This window comes from Streptomyces sp. NPDC006655 (assembly GCF_040703965.1).
In the GTDB taxonomy this organism is placed as follows: domain Bacteria; phylum Actinomycetota; class Actinomycetes; order Streptomycetales; family Streptomycetaceae; genus Streptomyces.
Map to the genome: position 1 here is coordinate 16,115 of NZ_JBEYJU010000052.1, position 15,956 is coordinate 32,070.

14 protein-coding genes and 1 pseudogene are annotated in these 15,956 nt (G+C 73.0%); all 15 read right to left on the minus strand.

What is annotated here, in order from left to right:
• Positions 1–142 precede the first annotated feature (142 nt).
• The 15 genes and pseudogenes from AB0958_RS27095 to AB0958_RS27165 all read right to left on the minus strand — a co-directional run bounded on the left by AB0958_RS27095 (position 143) and on the right by AB0958_RS27165 (position 15,911).
• Complete coding sequence (locus AB0958_RS27095; protein ID WP_358978997.1) at positions 143–808, minus strand: response regulator transcription factor; 666 nt, start codon at positions 806–808, stop codon at positions 143–145.
• Positions 805–2,175, minus strand: coding sequence for a histidine kinase (locus AB0958_RS27100; RefSeq protein WP_366893071.1), 1,371 nt, complete (start codon positions 2,173–2,175; stop codon positions 805–807). Before AB0958_RS27100 ends, AB0958_RS27095 begins: the two co-directional genes overlap by 4 nt.
• Before the next feature lie 117 nt (positions 2,176–2,292).
• On the minus strand, positions 2,293–2,979 hold the full coding sequence (locus AB0958_RS27105) for a response regulator transcription factor (RefSeq protein ID WP_366893072.1): 687 nt from the start codon (positions 2,977–2,979) through the stop codon (positions 2,293–2,295).
• A complete protein-coding gene (locus tag AB0958_RS27110; protein WP_366893073.1) occupies positions 2,976–4,361 on the minus strand; it encodes a sensor histidine kinase in 1,386 nt (461 codons plus the stop codon). The genes AB0958_RS27105 and AB0958_RS27110 overlap by 4 nt, the downstream gene beginning before the upstream one ends.
• 10 nt (positions 4,362–4,371) lie before the next feature.
• A pseudogene (locus AB0958_RS27115) lies at positions 4,372–5,608 on the minus strand (acyltransferase).
• Between the two features lie 100 nt (positions 5,609–5,708).
• On the minus strand, positions 5,709–6,725 hold the full coding sequence (locus AB0958_RS27120; protein WP_366893074.1) for an alpha/beta hydrolase: 1,017 nt from the start codon (positions 6,723–6,725) through the stop codon (positions 5,709–5,711).
• Between the two features lie 506 nt (positions 6,726–7,231).
• On the minus strand, positions 7,232–8,107 hold the full coding sequence (locus tag AB0958_RS27125; protein ID WP_366893075.1) for an alpha/beta hydrolase: 876 nt from the start codon (positions 8,105–8,107) through the stop codon (positions 7,232–7,234).
• Positions 8,108–8,305: 198 nt separating this feature from the next.
• Positions 8,306–9,514: a kynureninase gene (gene kynU, locus AB0958_RS27130; protein ID WP_366893077.1), complete on the minus strand. Its 1,209-nt coding sequence runs from the start codon at positions 9,512–9,514 to the stop codon at positions 8,306–8,308.
• The gene (locus AB0958_RS27135; protein ID WP_366893078.1) at positions 9,507–10,346 is read right to left on the minus strand and encodes a tryptophan 2,3-dioxygenase family protein; all 840 of its coding nucleotides are present in this window, start codon (positions 10,344–10,346) and stop codon (positions 9,507–9,509) included. The genes kynU and AB0958_RS27135 overlap by 8 nt, the downstream gene beginning before the upstream one ends.
• A 148-nt stretch (positions 10,347–10,494) precedes the next feature.
• Complete coding sequence (locus AB0958_RS27140) at positions 10,495–10,908, minus strand: DUF3151 domain-containing protein (RefSeq protein ID WP_366893079.1); 414 nt, start codon at positions 10,906–10,908, stop codon at positions 10,495–10,497.
• A 56-nt stretch (positions 10,909–10,964) separates the two neighbouring features.
• Positions 10,965–12,437, minus strand: a complete 1,473-nt coding sequence (locus AB0958_RS27145; RefSeq protein WP_366893080.1) for an MFS transporter — start codon at positions 12,435–12,437, stop codon at positions 10,965–10,967.
• Positions 12,438–12,498: 61 nt separating this feature from the next.
• Positions 12,499–13,521 carry a class II fructose-bisphosphate aldolase gene (gene fbaA, locus AB0958_RS27150; RefSeq protein WP_366893081.1) on the minus strand — a complete coding sequence of 341 codons (1,023 nt, stop codon included), beginning with the start codon at positions 13,519–13,521 and terminating at the stop codon, positions 12,499–12,501.
• A gap of 163 nt (positions 13,522–13,684) precedes the next feature.
• A complete protein-coding gene (gene pyrE / locus AB0958_RS27155) occupies positions 13,685–14,233 on the minus strand; it encodes an orotate phosphoribosyltransferase (protein WP_366893082.1) in 549 nt (182 codons plus the stop codon).
• Positions 14,234–14,243: 10 nt separating this feature from the next.
• Positions 14,244–15,032, minus strand: a complete 789-nt coding sequence (locus AB0958_RS27160; protein WP_366893084.1) for an aldose 1-epimerase — start codon at positions 15,030–15,032, stop codon at positions 14,244–14,246.
• A 96-nt stretch (positions 15,033–15,128) separates the two neighbouring features.
• On the minus strand, positions 15,129–15,911 hold the full coding sequence (locus AB0958_RS27165) for an SRPBCC domain-containing protein (RefSeq protein ID WP_366893085.1): 783 nt from the start codon (positions 15,909–15,911) through the stop codon (positions 15,129–15,131).
• Positions 15,912–15,956 lie beyond the last annotated feature (45 nt).

The window sequence follows — 15,956 nt, forward strand, 5'->3', positions numbered from 1 at the left end:
GGGAGGGAGTGCACGGAGAGCGGAACAAGCCAACTGGCTGATTCCCTTCACCATCCAAACACAACTTGAGCACACCGTGCACACGCCTGTACCGCTCGCGACCGAATCGCAATATCAACTGTGCTCGTGGCACGGGCGGCGACTAGCCCGGCGTCACCAGCCGGGCCTCGTACGCGAACACCGCCGCCTGCGTGCGGTCCCTGAGGCCCAGCTTCACCAGGACGCGGCTGACATGGGTCTTGATCGTGGACTCGGCCACCACCAGACGCTCGGCCATCTCCGCGTTGGACAGGCCCTGCGCGATCAGGATCAGCACCTCCGTCTCCCGGTCGGTGAGATCGCCGTACGCCGCCTGGGCCGTGGACATCAGCCGCGGGGTGCCGGAGAGCCGGGAGAACTCCGTGATCAGCCGCTTGGTGACCGAAGGGGCCAGCAGGGCCTCGCCCGCCGCCACCACCCGCACCCCGTCGGCCAACTGGCGGGCGGAGGCGTCCTTGAGGAGAAAGCCGGAGGCTCCCGCGCGCAGCGCCTGGTACACGTACTCGTCCAGGTCGAAGGTGGTCAGGACCAGCACCTTGGCCGTGCTGTCGGCCGCCACGATCTCCCGGGTCGCCTCGATGCCGTTCAGCTCGGGCATCCGGATGTCCATCAGCACCACGTCGGGGGAGAGTTCACGGACCCGGTCCACCGCCTCGCGGCCGTTGACCGCCTCGCCGGCGACCTCGATGTCCGGCATCGCGTTGAGCAGGACCGAGAAGCCCTCGCGCACCATCATCTGGTCGTCGGCGATCAGTACCCGGATGGTCATGCGTCACCTTCCGGGGCGGCCGCGACGGGCAGGAACACCGTCACCTCGTAGCCTCCTTCGGCCGTGCCGGCCGCCGTCATCTCGCCGTTCAGCATCGAGACGCGTTCCCGCATGCCCGTGATGCCGTGACCGGCGCCGGGGGACGGCTTGAGCAGGGCGGTCCGCGGCGGCGGGTCGTTGACCACGCGCAGGCCCAGGCCGCCGAGCACATAGGCGACCTCGACCCGGGCGGCCGCCCCCGGCGCGTGCCGCAGGGTGTTGCTCAGCGCCTCCTGGACGATCCGGTACGCCGACAGCTCCACGCCCTGCGGCAGTTCCCGCACCTTGCCCGTCATCGTCTTCTCGACGTCCAGACCCGCCTCCCGCACATTCGCCAACAGCCCGTCCAGGTCGGCGAGGGTCGGCTGCGGGGCGTCCGGCGCCTCGTAGTCCTCGGCTCTGACCACGCCCAGCACCCGGCGCAGTTCGGTGAGCGCCGCCACCGCGTTCTCCCGGATCGTGACGAACGCCTTCTCCAGTTCCGGCGGCGGGTTCTCGACGCGGTAGGGGGCCGCCTCGGCTTGGATGGCGACGACGGACATGTGGTGGGCGACCACGTCGTGCAGTTCACGGGCGATCGTCGTGCGCTCCTCCAGGAGGGTGCGCCGGGACCGCTCGTGTGCGGTCACCGTCCGTTGGACGGTCATCTCCCGCCGGGCCGCGCTGCGGATGTGCCAGACGGTGACGCCCAGCAGGGACAGCGCGGACAGGAACAGCAGCGTCGCGGTGTCGGACCCGTAGTAACCGCCACTGTGGACCGTCTGCGCCATCGCGCCGTACAGCGCTGTCAGCAGCCACATCCACGCCGCCGTGCGCGGCCTGGTGCGTATCGCCACCACGGTGAGCACGAACAGGTGGCAGGCGAAGCTGCCGTCCAGCCAGGGCCACGGGCTTTCCCAGTCGTCGCCCCCCACGACGGCCGCGACGGGGGTCGCCGCCATCGACAGCCAGAACGCGCCGACCGGCCGCACCATGGTCAGCAGGACCGGGACCAGGGCGAGCAGGCCGAGGACCAGGTTGACCGTCGCGCCGTTGACGACGCTGTTCGAGGCGATGAACATCGCGAGAAGGCCGGCCGCCCCGATCAGGGCGTGCGGCGCCCAGGCCGCGTACTCCCGGGGCCTGGCCGGGAGGCGGCGGGCGAACGGGCCGTCCGTGCTCGCCCGGGGCAGCGGACGGTAGGCGAAGGCGTCCTGGAGCAGGTCCTGCCGCATCCCCCGCAGGGCGTCCATCGCCGCCCGGAACTCCGGGCTGCGCAACTTGTACGGCTCGAACACGGCGTCCGGCGGCTGCGGGGAGGGGGCGTGCGTGTGGGTGGTCTCGGTCACGTACACGACGGTAGGCGGCGGCGGGAGTCACCGTCGTCACCAGTGAGAAGGGTCCTGCGGGGTCCCTCTCAGGTACTACGGGGCGCGCAGCCGGGGGGCCGTCCGGCCAGTGCCCCGTCAGTATCCCGCCGGGCGCACCAGGCCCGACTCGTACGCGAACACCGCCGCCTGCGTGCGGTCCCTGAGCCCCAGTTTCACCAGGATCCGGCCCACATGCGTCTTCACGGTCTGCTCGGCGACCACCAGCCGCTCCGCGATCTCCGCGTTCGACAGCCCCTGCGCGATCAACGCCAGGACCTCCGTCTCCCGTTCGGTCAGGTCGCCGACGCGCGCCTTCAGCGGAGCCCGCACCCCGCCCCCGTCCAGCTGGGAGAACCGGGTGATCAGCCGCCGGGTGATGACGGGCGCGATCAGCGCGTCCCCGGCCGCCACCACCTGCACGGCCTCGGCCAGTTTGGCCGCGGACGCGTCCTTGAGAAGGAACCCGGACGCACCCGCCCGCAGCGCCTCGTACACGTACTCGTCGAGGTCGAAGGTGGTGAGCACCAGCACCTTGATGTGCGGGTGTTCGACGACGATGCGGCGGGTCGCCTCGATCCCGCCGAGTTCGGGCATGCGGATGTCCATCAGGACGACGTCCGGGGTGAGTTCACCGACCTTGGCGACCGCGTCCAGTCCGTCCACCGCCTGCCCGACCACCTCGATACCGGGCTGGGCGTTCAGCAGCACGGTGAAGCCCTGCCGGACCATCTGCTGGTCGTCGGCGACGACCACGCGGATGGGGCCGCCACTGCTGTTCGTCATGCGCGGTCATCCTTCGGGTGCAGGGCACGGGGTACGCCGGTGCCGGGGTGCTGGGTACGGCCGGCCACCAGGCCGGCGACCGGAGCGGTGGCCGGAAGCTCCGCGAAGACCCGGTAGCCACCGTCCGCCCCGGGGCCCGCGGTCAGTGACCCGCCGAGCATCGCCGCCCGCTCGCGCATACCGAGCAGGCCGTGCCCGGCGCCGGGCGACGGCGAAGCGGGCCGGTCCGGACGGGAGTTGGCGACGGACACCAGCAGACCGTAGGGGATGTACTCGATCTCGACGTGGGCGGTGGCTCCCGGCGCGTGCCGCAGCACGTTGCTCAGTGCCTCCTGCACGATCCGGTACGCCGACAGCTCGACGCCCGACTGCATCGGACGGCGCTCGCCGTTGATCCGGGTGGTGACGGTGAGACCGGCCGCCCGGGTGTTCTCGACCAGCGCGTCCAGCCGGTCCAGGGTCGGCTGCGGGCTGTGCGGCCCGGCGCCGCCGTCGTCGGGCGCGTCCGCGTCGGGGCTCTCCGAACGCAGCACACCCAGGACTCTGCGCAGTTCGGTGAGCGCCTCCAGCGCGTTGTGCCGGATGCCTTCGAGGTTCTCCCTGAGCTCGTCCGAAGGGTTCTCCACGAGGTGGGGGGCGACCTGGGCCTGGATGGAGATCACCGACATGTGGTGAGCGACCACGTCGTGCAGCTCGCGCGCGATCCGGCTGCGCTCCTCCAGGAGGGTGCGCCGGGCTCGTTCCTCGGCGGTGAGCGTGGTCTGGCGGTTGAGCTCCGCGCGGGCCACCCGGCGGCCGCGCAGCGCGGTGCCGAGCGCCACCACGACCGTGGCCAGCACGACGGTGATCAACGAGGTGGACTGGTGGGGCGGCGCGCCCCAGACGCCGTCGAGCAGCCAGGTGACCAGAACGGTCAGACCCAGTGCCTCGGCGGCCGCCCGGGCGCGGACGCGCAGCGTGAGCAGCAGCAGGACCAGCAGCTGCGCGATCATCCCGGCCACGGTCCAGGGCCAGGTGAACAGCACCACCGGTGTCGTGCCCAGCCGGCCGTGCAGCGTGACGGCGGCCACCAGCATGGCGCCCGTCGACAGCCACCAGGCAGGGACGGGCCGCCACATCGCGAGGAGCACGGCGGCGCCCGGGGCGAGGCCGAGCAAGGAGGCGAGACCGGCGCCCAGGTGCCCGTCGTGCTGGAGCTGCGCGACGCCGCCGATCGTGATGCCGACCGCCGCCACGCACAGCACACCGTGCGGCAGCCGGCGCGGCCACCCGGAGGCGGGCAGCGGGTCGGCCCGGAGGGTCCACAGGTCGTCATGGAGTGTCCGCAGCCAGCGCGGCACGTGGTCGAGCCGCTCCGCCTGCCGGGTCCCCGTATCCGTCACAGCGGTCAGCCTAGACACGGCGGGCCTCCGTCGGTGTCGCCCGATCGGACGAGCGGCGGGTCCGCACGACGCGCGAAGGGATGACGACGCCGGTCGGGGCGACGCGGGTGTGGGCGAGGGTGCGGGTGCGGGCCACACGAGGACGGCCGGGTCGCTTGCGGGGGCGGGGGCCGGGGCCGGGGCGCTCGTACGTGTGGAACGCCGCCCAGCAGACGGCGAGCGCCAGGGCGAACACCGGGAGCCACAGCAGACGGTCGCCGACCCAGCCGAAATGGTCCGGAGGTGTGTGCAGACCGGGGAGCCTGCCCAGCAGCAGACCGGTGGCCGTGGTCGCCATCAGGGCCGTCTGGTGCCAGAGGAAGATCGTCATCGCGGACAGGTTCACGAAGGCCACCGCCACCCAGGCGAGCGGACGGCGCATCGTACGGCGCAGCCGCTCGCGCAGGAGCAGGGCGAGGCCGCACTGCGCCAGGCCGAAGGTTACGGCGGCGAGGGTGGGCGGGTCGAGGTTGGAGACGGCGGCGCCCGGGACGCCGACCATCGCCGCCGGATAGCCGGCGAAGCCGACCAGCACGGCCGTCGCCGCCGTACCGCCTATGAGCAGTACCCAACCGGCACGCGGGCGGTCCAGTTCGCCGCGGGTCCAGGCGGCGCCCAGCGTGTACGGCACCAGCCAGCCCGCCGCCAGGTTCACCCAGCCGATCCCGGCCGGGGCGCCGAAACCGAAGCGGAGCAGGTCCACATGGAGTACGACGGCCAGCGGCCACAGCGGGTTGAGCCGGGCGACCAGGGGGGTGGCCGCTGTCAGGGCCGCGAACACCACGAGGAACCAGAGCGGGGACAGGGCGAGTTTGACAAGGGTGTGGACGGTGGCGAGGTCGGTGCCGGACACCAGGAAGGCGGTGGTCGTGACCGTCCACAGGGCGAGGAGGGCGGCGACCGGTTTGCACAGGCGGGCGAGGCGGGAGCGCAGCCAGCGGCGGTAAGGGGTCCCGTTCGCCTGGGCGGTGGCGTGACTGCGGGTCGCCACATGACCGCCGACGAGGAAGAACACGGCGAGCGTCTGGAACAGCCAGGAGACCGGGGCCAGTACGGGCAGGTGCTGGAGGGGGCTGCTGGTGCCCAGCCCCCCCGCCGTCCGCCACCAGCGCGGTCACCAGCCAGTGGCCGAGCACCACACCGAGCACCGCGAAGGCGCGCAGGGCGTCCACGGCACGGTCCCGGTCGGGTGGGGTGGCCGCGTCCACGCGGTGGGCGAGCCGCCGTACGGCACCCGGGAGGTACGGGGCGGCGTGCGGGGCGTGCCGTACCGCGTGCTGGGGGTGTGGGTCGTCGGGTTTCCGGGGCTTACGCACGGGTGACCTCCGTAGTCTCGCCGAGGACGATCCGGGCGAGGTTGGCCAGGGAGGCCGAGCCCGGGGTGAAGTAGTCGCTGTGACCGCCGGGTCCTGCCGCGAAGACGCGGGCTCCGAAGGCCGGGGACACGGGGTCGGTGCCGAAGCCGACGTCCGTGCCGAAGAGGCCGGCACGCACGTGCGGCACGTCGGCGATCCAGTCGTCGGCGCCTCGGGCCGCCCACACGCGGGCCGACGTGTGCAGGGCCGCGGCCGAGTCGGCGCCGGTGCCCGGGCTGCCGACCAGGGCGATGTCGGTGACGCCGAGACCGGTGAGGGTGGGGGCGGCGCGGGCGCAGACGACCGTGCCGTAGGAGTGGCAGAGGAGGGAGACGGCCGGCGGCTTCGAGTCAGGGCGGGGACGGGGGCGGGCGGTGAGGGTGCCGAGCTCGTGGACGAACTCCCGCAGGTGCGGGGCCGCTTGGCCGGCCCGGCCGGGGGTGAGGACCGTGGTGCTGATCGTGGCGGGGGTGCGGTAGCCGAGCCAGGCGACGACGGCGGTGCGGGCGCGCGGCTGCTCGTGGGTCAGGCGCCGGTACAGGGAGTCGGCGGCGGTGTGGAAGCGGGCGTAGGTGTCCAGGGTGGTGTCGGAGCCGGGGACCAGGACGGCGATACGGGTGGCCTGCGCCAGGTCGCCGAGGACCTCGGTGACCTGGCCGGTGCCTCTGGCGTCGAAGTGGAGGAGGTGACGGGACGGGGAGGCGAGGGCCCGGTCGGCGGCGGCGCGCGAGGTGTCGCCGTGGGCGGCGGCCATGCGGGCGGCCTCGGCCGCGTCGGCGCGGTTGGCCGCGTAGACGGTGGCGAGGGCGGTCGGGGTGAGGGGGTTGGGGAGCGTGGCGGGGGGTGGGGCGGGGATGTGGGGGGTGGCGGCCGCGGAGAGGGGGAGGACCACGGCGGTGGTGAGGAGGGCGGCGAGGAGGGTGCGGCGGGTTCTGGAGAGGGGTGCGGACGCGGGTGCGGGCGCAGGCACGGGTGCGGGCGCAGGCACGGGTGCGGGCGCAGGCACGGGTGCGGGCGCAGGCACGGGTGCGGGCGCGGGTGGCGAGCGCGGGGGCGAACCGGAGTCCGTGGAGTAGGGCTCGCTGGTCGGCGATGCGTCGGCGAGGGGGATTACGCTCGCCCGCGCTCGCGGGGTGCCGCTGCGCCCCCCTGTGCCGCCCTTGGCGGCACGCGTGCCCGCAGCTGGCCGAACCGGAAGGGCACTCACCCGGCTCCGCAGCTGCCCGCGGTCGCGGAGCGAGCCGAGCACATAGCCGACGCCCTGCCTCCGCCGTGCCCGTCGGGGCGTGAGCTTCCCCGTCACGTTCCCCATCGCGGACCTCCCCGTTCAGTTCGCCCGGGTATCGGGCTGGTCTGATCGGGAAGTTACGGAGCGGGGTGTGTCGTTCGCGTCCCGCTCGGGAGCTCTTCCTCGGCGTAGCTCTCAGGTACTACGGGTATCTCCGGGGCGGCCCCCGAGGGGTACCCCACCCGTGTTCAGTAGGCCAGTTGGGCGATCTCCTCCGTCACCACCGCGCACGCGTCCGCCGCCGGGTCGATCAGCGGGAAGTGCCCGACCTCCTCCAGCAGCGTCAGCCCCACCACCTCGCCCGCCCTGGCCGCCGCGTCCGCGTAGGACTCGGCGACCGCCTGGGGGACGACCGTGTCGGTGCGGCCCTGGACCAGGGTGGTCGCGATGCCGGTGGGGAGGAGCAGCGCCGGGTCCGCGTACCCCTGACGGTCAGCGAACTTCGCTTCGCCTCCCAGGAGTTGCAGCGCGGCGTTGCCGCAGACGTCCAGCTTCTCCGCCATCGCGAAGTCGGCGATCGGGGCCAGCGCCACGACCCCGCGGAGCGGAGCGGGGGCGGAGGTGCGCCACGGGGCGTCGGCGGGCAGCACGTGCCGCGCCGCCGCCCACAGGGCCAGGTGCCCGCCCGCCGAGTGGCCGGTGAGGACGGTACGGCGCAGGTCCGCCTGCGGCAGCGCCTCGCGGGCCAGGGCGGGCAGCGCGTCCAGGGCCGCGGCGACGTCGTCGAAGGTGTCCGGCCAGCGCCCGGCGACCGGTGCCGTACCGCCCTGCGCGGGCAGCGTCGCGCCGCGCCGGTACTCGACGTTGGCCACGGCGAAGCCGCGCCGGGCCAGGTAGTCGGCGAACGGGGTGACGTGGCGGCGGTCGTACGGTGCCCGCCAGGCGCCGCCGTGCAGGACCACGATCAGGGGGGCCGACGGCCCGCCGGCGCGCGGGGCGTAGAAGTCGATCACCTGGTCGGGGTGGTCGCCGTAGGCCGCTGTGGCGTCGGGCTCGACGTGCGGGTGCGAGAAGGCCGACTCCTCCTCGGCTGCGGCCCGTTCTGCTGCGGCGTCGTCCGGCATGCTCCAACCTCTCAGCGGCGTATTGATGTTGGCGGACCGGGAGGGAGATCGGCCGTTGGCCGGGACGGTATCAGGCCGATGACGTGCGCGGACACGTGGATGTCACGCACGGTGAGGATTAAACGGATCTGTACCGTCCCGGCCCCGCGACACGGGTCGCCGTATCCCCATGTCGACCCGCTCAGCCCGCGCAGTACGTCAGACGACCTGCCCCAGCACCCGCGCCGCCCGCTCCACGTCGGCGAAGCCGACGTACAGCGGGGTGAACCCGAAGCGGAGGACGTCGGGGTGCCGGAAGTCCCCGACCACACCCCGCTCGATCAGCCGTGCCATCACGTCCCCGGCGTCGGCGCAGCGCAGCGCGATCTGGCTGCCGCGCTCCTCGTGCGCCACCGGGGTCAGACACTCGACGCGGCCCGCCGGCAGGTACGCCTCGACGCACTCCAGGAAGAAGTCCGTCAGGGCGAGGGACTTGGCCCGTACGGCGTCCACCGCGACCCCGTCCCAGACCTCCAGCGCCGCCTCCAGGGCCAGCATGGAGAGGATGTCCGGGGTGCCGACCCGCCCGCGCAGCGCGCCCGGCGCGGGTGCGTAGGACGGGCTCATGCCGAACGGCTCGGCGTGCGAGTTCCAGCCCGGCAGCGGGGAGTCGAAGCGGTCCTGCAACTCTCGCCGCACGTACAGGTACGCCGGTGAACCCGGGCCGCCGTTCAGGTACTTGTAGGTGCAGCCGACCGCCAGGTCCACCCCGTGCTCGTCGAGGCCGACCGGCAGCGCGCCCGCGCTGTGGCACAGGTCCCAGACGGCCACGGCGCCGGCCGCGTGGATCGCGGCGGTGAGGGCCGGGAGGTCGTGCAGCCGGCCGGTGCGGTAGTCCACGTGGTTCAGGAGGACGGCGGCGGTGCGGTCGCCGAGGGCGTCGCGCACCCCGGCCGGGGTCACCGGACGCAGCACGCGGCCCGTCAGGCGGGCGGCGGACTCGGCGATGTAGCCGTCGGTGGGGAAGGTGGTCGCGTCGACGAGAATCTCGTCACGGCGCTCCCCCGCGAGCCGCACCGCACCCACAAGTGCCTTGAACACGTTGACACTTGTCGAGTCGCCGACCACGATCTGCCCGGCTTCGGCGCCCACCAGCGGGGCGATCCGGTCGCCGATCCGCTCCGGCGCCGTCCACCAGCCGCTCTCGTCCCAGGACCGGATGCGCAGTTCGCCCCACTGCCGTCGTACGACGTCCTCGACCCGGCCGGGGACGTGCGCGGGCAGGGCGCCCAGGGAGTTGCCGTCGAGGTAGACGCCCGCGGCGCCGGCCGCGTGCTCGGACCCGGTGTCGAGGACGAAGCGCTCGCGCACCCCGGCCAACTCGTCCGCCGCGTCCAGCTTTTCCGCCCTCAGCGCGAGCTCAGACATGGGACCTCGCCGTCCACAGCTCCGGGAACACGTTCTTGCGGGCGCGCTTCTCCAGCCAGGCGACGCCGGCCGAACCGCCGGTGCCGGGCTTGGCGCCCATCGCGCGGCGGGTGGCGACCAGGTGGTCGTTGCGCCAGCGCCAGACGAGTTCGGCCACGTCGGTCAACGCCTCGCCGAGCCGGGCGAGTTCGGCGTCCTCGGAGCCGGAGTAGACGGCGGTCCAGGCCGCCTCCACGGCGTCGTCGGCCTCGTAGCGCGCGGAGACGTCACGGTGCAGCACCGCGTCCGGGACGGCGTGGCCGCGGCGCGCGAGCAGCCGTACCGCCTCGTCGTACAGGCTCGGCTCGTGCAGGGCCTTCTCCAGTTCCGCGTGGACGCGGGGCGCGCCGCGGTGCGGGACGAGCATGGACGCGGACTTCTCGCCGAGCAGGAACTCCATCCGCCGGTACATCGCCGACTGGAAGCCGGAGCCCTCGCCGAGGGCGGAGCGGTAGGAGTTGAACTGGGCGGGGGTGAGCTGGCCGAGCGGCTTCCAGGAGGCGTTCAGCGCCTCCAGCTCACGGGTGGAACGCTTCAGCGCGGCGATCGCGGTGGGGACGTCGTCGCCGCGCAGGGCCGCCGCTGCGGTCTCCCACTCGTGGACGATGACGGTGAACCACAGCTCCATGACCTGGGTCGTGACCAGGAAGACCATCTCTCCGGGGTCGTCGGAGAGGGTGTGCTGGAGGTGGGTGAGCACGTCCGCCTTGACGTAGTCCTCGTACGGCGTCGTGCCGGCGAAGTCGAGATGCGGGGTCTCGGGCTCGTTCGTTGCGAGAGCCTCTTGGGACATCGCTGTCTCCTGTTGTACTCCGGGTAGCGGTCCGCCCCTGCCGATGCCGACACGGGGGCCCCGGTCCCCACCCGCATCTTGCGCAACGTACCCCGCACTCGGCAAGGCCCGCCCCCTGCGGGACGGGCCACACCGCCGAACGGATGACTCAGCCGAGGGTCTGCGCCGCGGTCGGGGAGGAGTCCTTCAGGAACTGCGAGCAGCGCTCGTACTCCTCCTGCTCGCCGATCGCCTGCGCGGCGCGGGCGAGCGCGTGCAGGGCCCGCAGGAAGCCGCGGTTGGGCTCGTGCTCCCACGGCACCGGGCCGTGCCCCTTCCAGCCGTTGCGCCGCAGCGCGTCCAGGCCGCGGTGGTAGCCGGTACGGGCGTAGGCGTACGACTCGACGACCGAGCCGCGCTCGAACGCGTCGTCGGCCAGCCGGGCCCAGGCGAGCGAGGAGGTGGGGTACTTCGCGGCGACGTCCGCGGGAGCGGTGCCCTGGGCCAGCAGCTCGCGCGGGGCGGGCTCGTCGGGGAGGTGGGTGGGGGGCGGGCCGCCGAGGAGGTTTTCGTGGATGCTCATGGGTCCAGTCTGAGGGATTCGCCGCCGCGCGTCGGAGGCGGCCGCGGGCACCGCGGTCAGGTGAGTCCCTCCGCCTCCAGCGGCGGGGTCGTGATGTTGCCGTGGGTGCGGCACTCCGGGCGGCGGCAGCCCGGGGTGGGACGGCGTACCAGGGTGAAGGCCAGGACGGAGCCCAGCACCAGGACGGCCGCGCAGATCGGCATCGCGCGGCCGAAGGCCGCGTCGAAGGCGGTCGCCGACCGGTACGCCTCCGGGCCCATCCCGGCGAGCAGGGGCAGTCCCGCCACCGCGATCAGTCCCGCCGCCCGGGCCGCCGCGTTGTTGATGCCGCTGGCGATGCCCGCGCGGGCGGTGTCCACGGAGGCGAGGACCGTCGCGGTGAGCGGGGCGACCAGGGTGACCATGCCGGCGCCCATGACGAGGACCGCGGGCAGGACGTCCGTCAGGTAGTTCGCGTGCTCGCCCACCCGGAGCATCAGCAGCATCGCCGCGGCGCAGAGCAGCGGGCCCACGGTGAGCGGGATCCGGGGGCCGATCCGGTCCGCGAGGGCGCCCGAGCGGGCGGAGAGGAACAGCATCAGGACCGTCGACGGCAGCAGGGCCGTACCGGCGGCGAGGGCCGAGTAACCCGCCACCACCTGGAGCTGCAGCGCGGTCAGGAAGAAGAAGCCGCTGAAGGCCGCGTACACGCACAGGGTGACGATGTTGACCGCCGTGAACTGGCGGGAGGAAAAGATGTCCAGCGGCAGCATCGGGTCCTGGCGGCGCTTCTCGACCCGTACGAACGCCACCCCGGTCCCGACCCCCGCGACGGCCACCACGACGCCGGTCACCCCGCCCTCGATCAGCGCGTACGTCACCAGGCCGAGCGCGAGCGCGCCCAGCACCGCGCCAAGGACGTCGAAGCGGCCGTGCACACGCTGTCCCCCACTCTCCGAGCGGGAGGTGCCCCCAGAGGACTCCGGGACATGGCGCAGGGCCACCGGGACGCAGAGCAGGGCCAGCGGGACGTTCAGGAGGAAGACCCAGCGCCAGCCGGGGCCGTCCACCAGCCAGCCGCCCAGGAACGGGCCGACGGCCGCACCGATACCGCCGAAGCCCGACCACAGGCCGACCGCCCGCGCCCGGTCGTCGGGGTGGAAGGAGGCCTGGATGAGGGCGAGCGAGCCGGGGGTCAGCAGCGCGCCGCCGACGCCCTGGAAGGCACGGGCGCCGATCAGCACGGCGTCGGTGGGGGCCAGACCGCACATCAGGGACGCGGCGGCGAACCAGACCACGCCCGTCACGAACACCTTCCGGCGGCCGTACCGGTCGCCGAGCGAGCCGCCGAGCAGGATGAGCCCGGCCAGCGTCAGCATGTACGCGTTGACCGTCCACTGGAGCGCGGACAGGCTCGCGTCCAGGTCCTCGCCGATGCGGGGCAGGGCGACGTTGACGACCGTGGAGTCCAGCAGGGCCATGCTGGAGCCGAGGACCGTGGTGAGCAGGATCCACTTGCCCTGCGGGGAGGCGAGCCGGACGTCGGGCATGGGTCCAGGTATACAGCGGACCCGGCGCCGTAGACAGGCGCCGGGTCCCCTGGATCACCGTTTACTTGATCTTGTTGCCCGCGGAGCGCAGGTTCTGCGTGGCCTCGACGACCCGGGCGGCCATGCCCGCCTCGGCCAGCTTGCCCCAGGTGCGCGGGTCGTAGGTCTTCTTGGAGCCGACCTCGCCGTCGACCTTCAGGACGCCGTCGTAGTTCTTGAACATGTGGTCGGCGACCGGGCGGGTGAAGGCGTACTGGGTGTCGGTGTCGAGGTTCATCTTCACGACGCCGTTCTCCAGCGCGGTCAGGATCTCCTGCTCGGTGGAGCCGGAACCGCCGTGGAAGACGAAGTCGAACGGCGACTGCTTGCCGAACTTCGCGGCCACGCCGTCGTTCAGCTCCTTGAGCAGGTCGGGGCGGAGCACGACGTTGCCCGGCTTGTACACGCCGTGCACGTTGCCGAAGGAGGCGGCGAGCAGGTAGCGGCCCTTCTCGCCGAGACCGAGCGCCTCCGCCGTGCGGATCGCGTCGTCGACCGTGGTGTACAGGGAGTCGTTGATCTCGTGGGAGACGCCGTCCTCCTCGCCACCGGTCGGGGTGATCTCGACCTCGAGGATGATGTTGGCGCGGCGGGCCTGCTCCAGCAGCTCCTGCGCGATCGCGAGGTTGTCGGCGAGGGTCTCGGCCGAGCCGTCCCACATGTGCGACTGGAAGAGCGGGTTGCGGCCGTTCTTCACGCGCTCCTCGGAGATCGCGAGCAGCGGGCGTACGTACCCGTCGAGCTTGTCCTTCGGGCAGTGGTCGGTGTGCAGCGCGATGTTGACGGGGTACTTCTCGGCGACGATGTGCGCGAACTCGGCGAGCGCGACCGCGCCGGAGACCATGTCCTTCTTGTACTGGCCGCCCAGGAACTCCGCGCCGCCGGTCGAGATCTGGACGATGCCGTCGCTCTCCGCCTCCGCGAAGCCGCGCAGCGCCGCGTGCAGGGTCTGGGTCGAGGTGACGTTGATGGCCGGGTAGGCGAACTTGCCTGCCTTCGCCCGGTCGAGCATCTCGTTGTAGACCTCGGGGGTTGCGATGGGCATCTGTCCGCTCCTTGGGTGTGCGGGTCGGGTAATGCTGTTTCTCTACGGCCCTGACCTAGACCTGTGTGGGGGCGACGTCATCGTCGGCCCCATCTTTCCAGACCTGAACCGATGCTCCCGGCGCCGGTCAAATCCGGGTCAATCCCACGCGTCAACCGGCGTGTCAGTCCAGTCCCAGTTCGTCCTTCGAGAAGGCGAAGAGGTACGGCACACCGGCGCCCTCCTGGATCTTCTCGGCGGCGCCCGTCGCCCGGTCGACGATGGTGGCGACGGCGACCACCTCGGCGCCGGCCTCGCGCACGGCCTCGACGGCGGTGAGCGGGGAGCCGCCGGTGGTGGAGGTGTCCTCGACGACCAGGACGCGCCGGCCCTTGATCTCCGGACCCTCGACCCGGCGCTGCATGCCGTGCGCCTTGGCCGCCTTGCGCACGACGAAGGCGTCCAGCCGACGGCCCCGGGCGGCGGCCGCGTGCAGCATGGCGCCGGCGACCGGGTCGGCGCCCATGGTGAGCCCGCCGACGGCGTCGAACTCCAGGTCCGCGGTCAGGTCCAGCAGCACCTGGCCGACCAGCGGGGCCGCCTCACCGTCGAGGGTGACGCGGCGGAGGTCGACGTAGTAGTCGGCCTCCAGCCCCGACGACAGGGTCACCCGGCCGCGCACCACGGCCTTGTCCTTGATCTGTTGCAGCAGCTCAGCACGTACGTCGCTCATGCCGACCAGCTTAGAGCCGCGTCCACGTCCAGGTGGTCGCCGCTTCCAGCGGCTCCAGCGGGGTGACGAGCCTCGGCAGCGTGTTGAGCCCGTTCGGCGGTCCGGTCTGCGGCTCCACGCACACGGCGGCCTCCTGCTCGTCGTAGACGACGACCCACTGCTCGCGGGAGGCGACCTCGAGCGCCAGCTGCCCCGGCCAGGTGAGGGTGACGTCGACGCCGTCGGGCATGCCGAAGCAGTCGTCCCAGGGGCCGGGCTTCGGGTCGATGCGGTTGCCGGTGGGCAGGTGGTCGGCGCCGCGCTCCTCCTGCCAGGCGGGGGCGAAGTCGACCTGGGCGTCCTGGCCGCCGAGGTTCCGGTTGAACCAGGGGTGCCAGCCGATCTGCGCCGGGAAGGAGTTGTCGTACGTCTCGACGCCCATCGTCAGCGTCAGCGAGTCCTCGGTGAGCTGCACGGCGTGGGTGACGCGGGCGGGGTGCGGCCAGGGGGCGACGAGTTCGTACGTGATGACGGCCTCGTCCGCCGAGACGCGCGCGGTGCGCCAGGCGCCGTCGCGGGCGGTGCCGTGGATGGCGTGCGGCGGGGAGTTGAGGGGCATCTGGACGGGCGTGGCGCCGTCGAGGAAGCGGCCGTCCCGGATCCGGCCGCACCAGGGGACCATCGGGAAGCAGCCGAAGCGGTCGCCTTGGCGGAGGAGTTCCAGGGAGCCGATCTTGAGGCCGGCGATGCGGCCGCCGTTGCGGGGGTGGATGCGGACTTCCGCGTCGCCTGCGGTCAGCGTGATGTCTTCGTTACTCACGGGATGACAGTACTGGGGGGCGGGGGTGGGCTTTCGAGTGCGGGAGGGTGGGGGTTGCTCGCGCAGTTCCCCGCGCCCCTTTCGGGCCGCCTTGATTCACCGGCGTTTGCGCAGTGCCCTCGTCACCACGATCGCCGACGCCAGCGCCAGTGCCGCCGCCGGGGCCGCCCAGCGCAGGGCCGAACTCCCTGCCACCGTCTGCGGGACCGGGACCGGGGCGTACCGCCCTCTCGGGGGTGCGTGGTCGACCTCCTCCGCGCTGCGGCCGATCATCGTCCGGCGGGCGTGGGCCGCCTCGGCGAAGATCTCGGGGAGGGGTTCCTCGATCGGCACTTCCACCGGCTCCGCCGATTCCCCGGGTTCGGGGGCTTCGGAAACTTCGGGCTCTTCGGGAGCCAGGGGCGAGGGGGGGACCTCCACATCGAGGACGGACCGCGCCGGTCCGGCCGGGGCCTCGGGCTCCGCCTCCCCCAGTCCCTCCACGAAGCGGCTCAGCAGCCTCGCCGCCGCCGACTCCACCGCCTCCGCGGCCAGTTCCGCGGCCCGGCCGCCGACGGAGGCGGTGCCGGTCACCGTGACCTCGCAGCCCTCCGCCACGTCCGCGAGGCGCAGGGTGAGCGCCAGCTTCACCGTGCCCGTGCCGCGCGCCTCGGTGGCGTCGCCGTCGACCGCGTAGGAGCCGTCGTCGTGGGGGGTGACGCGCAGGGCACCCCGGTAGGTGATCGAGTGGCTGCCGATCCGGACCTTGAGGCGGCCCGTGCCGGGGGCTGCGCCCGCGTCCTGCTGGAGGCCGGGGACCGCCCGGGCGACCCGTGCGGGGTCGGCCAGCGCCTCCCTGAGCCGAGCGCTCGGGGCCGGTACGTACACCTGGTGCTCCATGGCGTCTGAGCGTACCCAGGAGTCGGCTCCCCACACCCTCCCCGA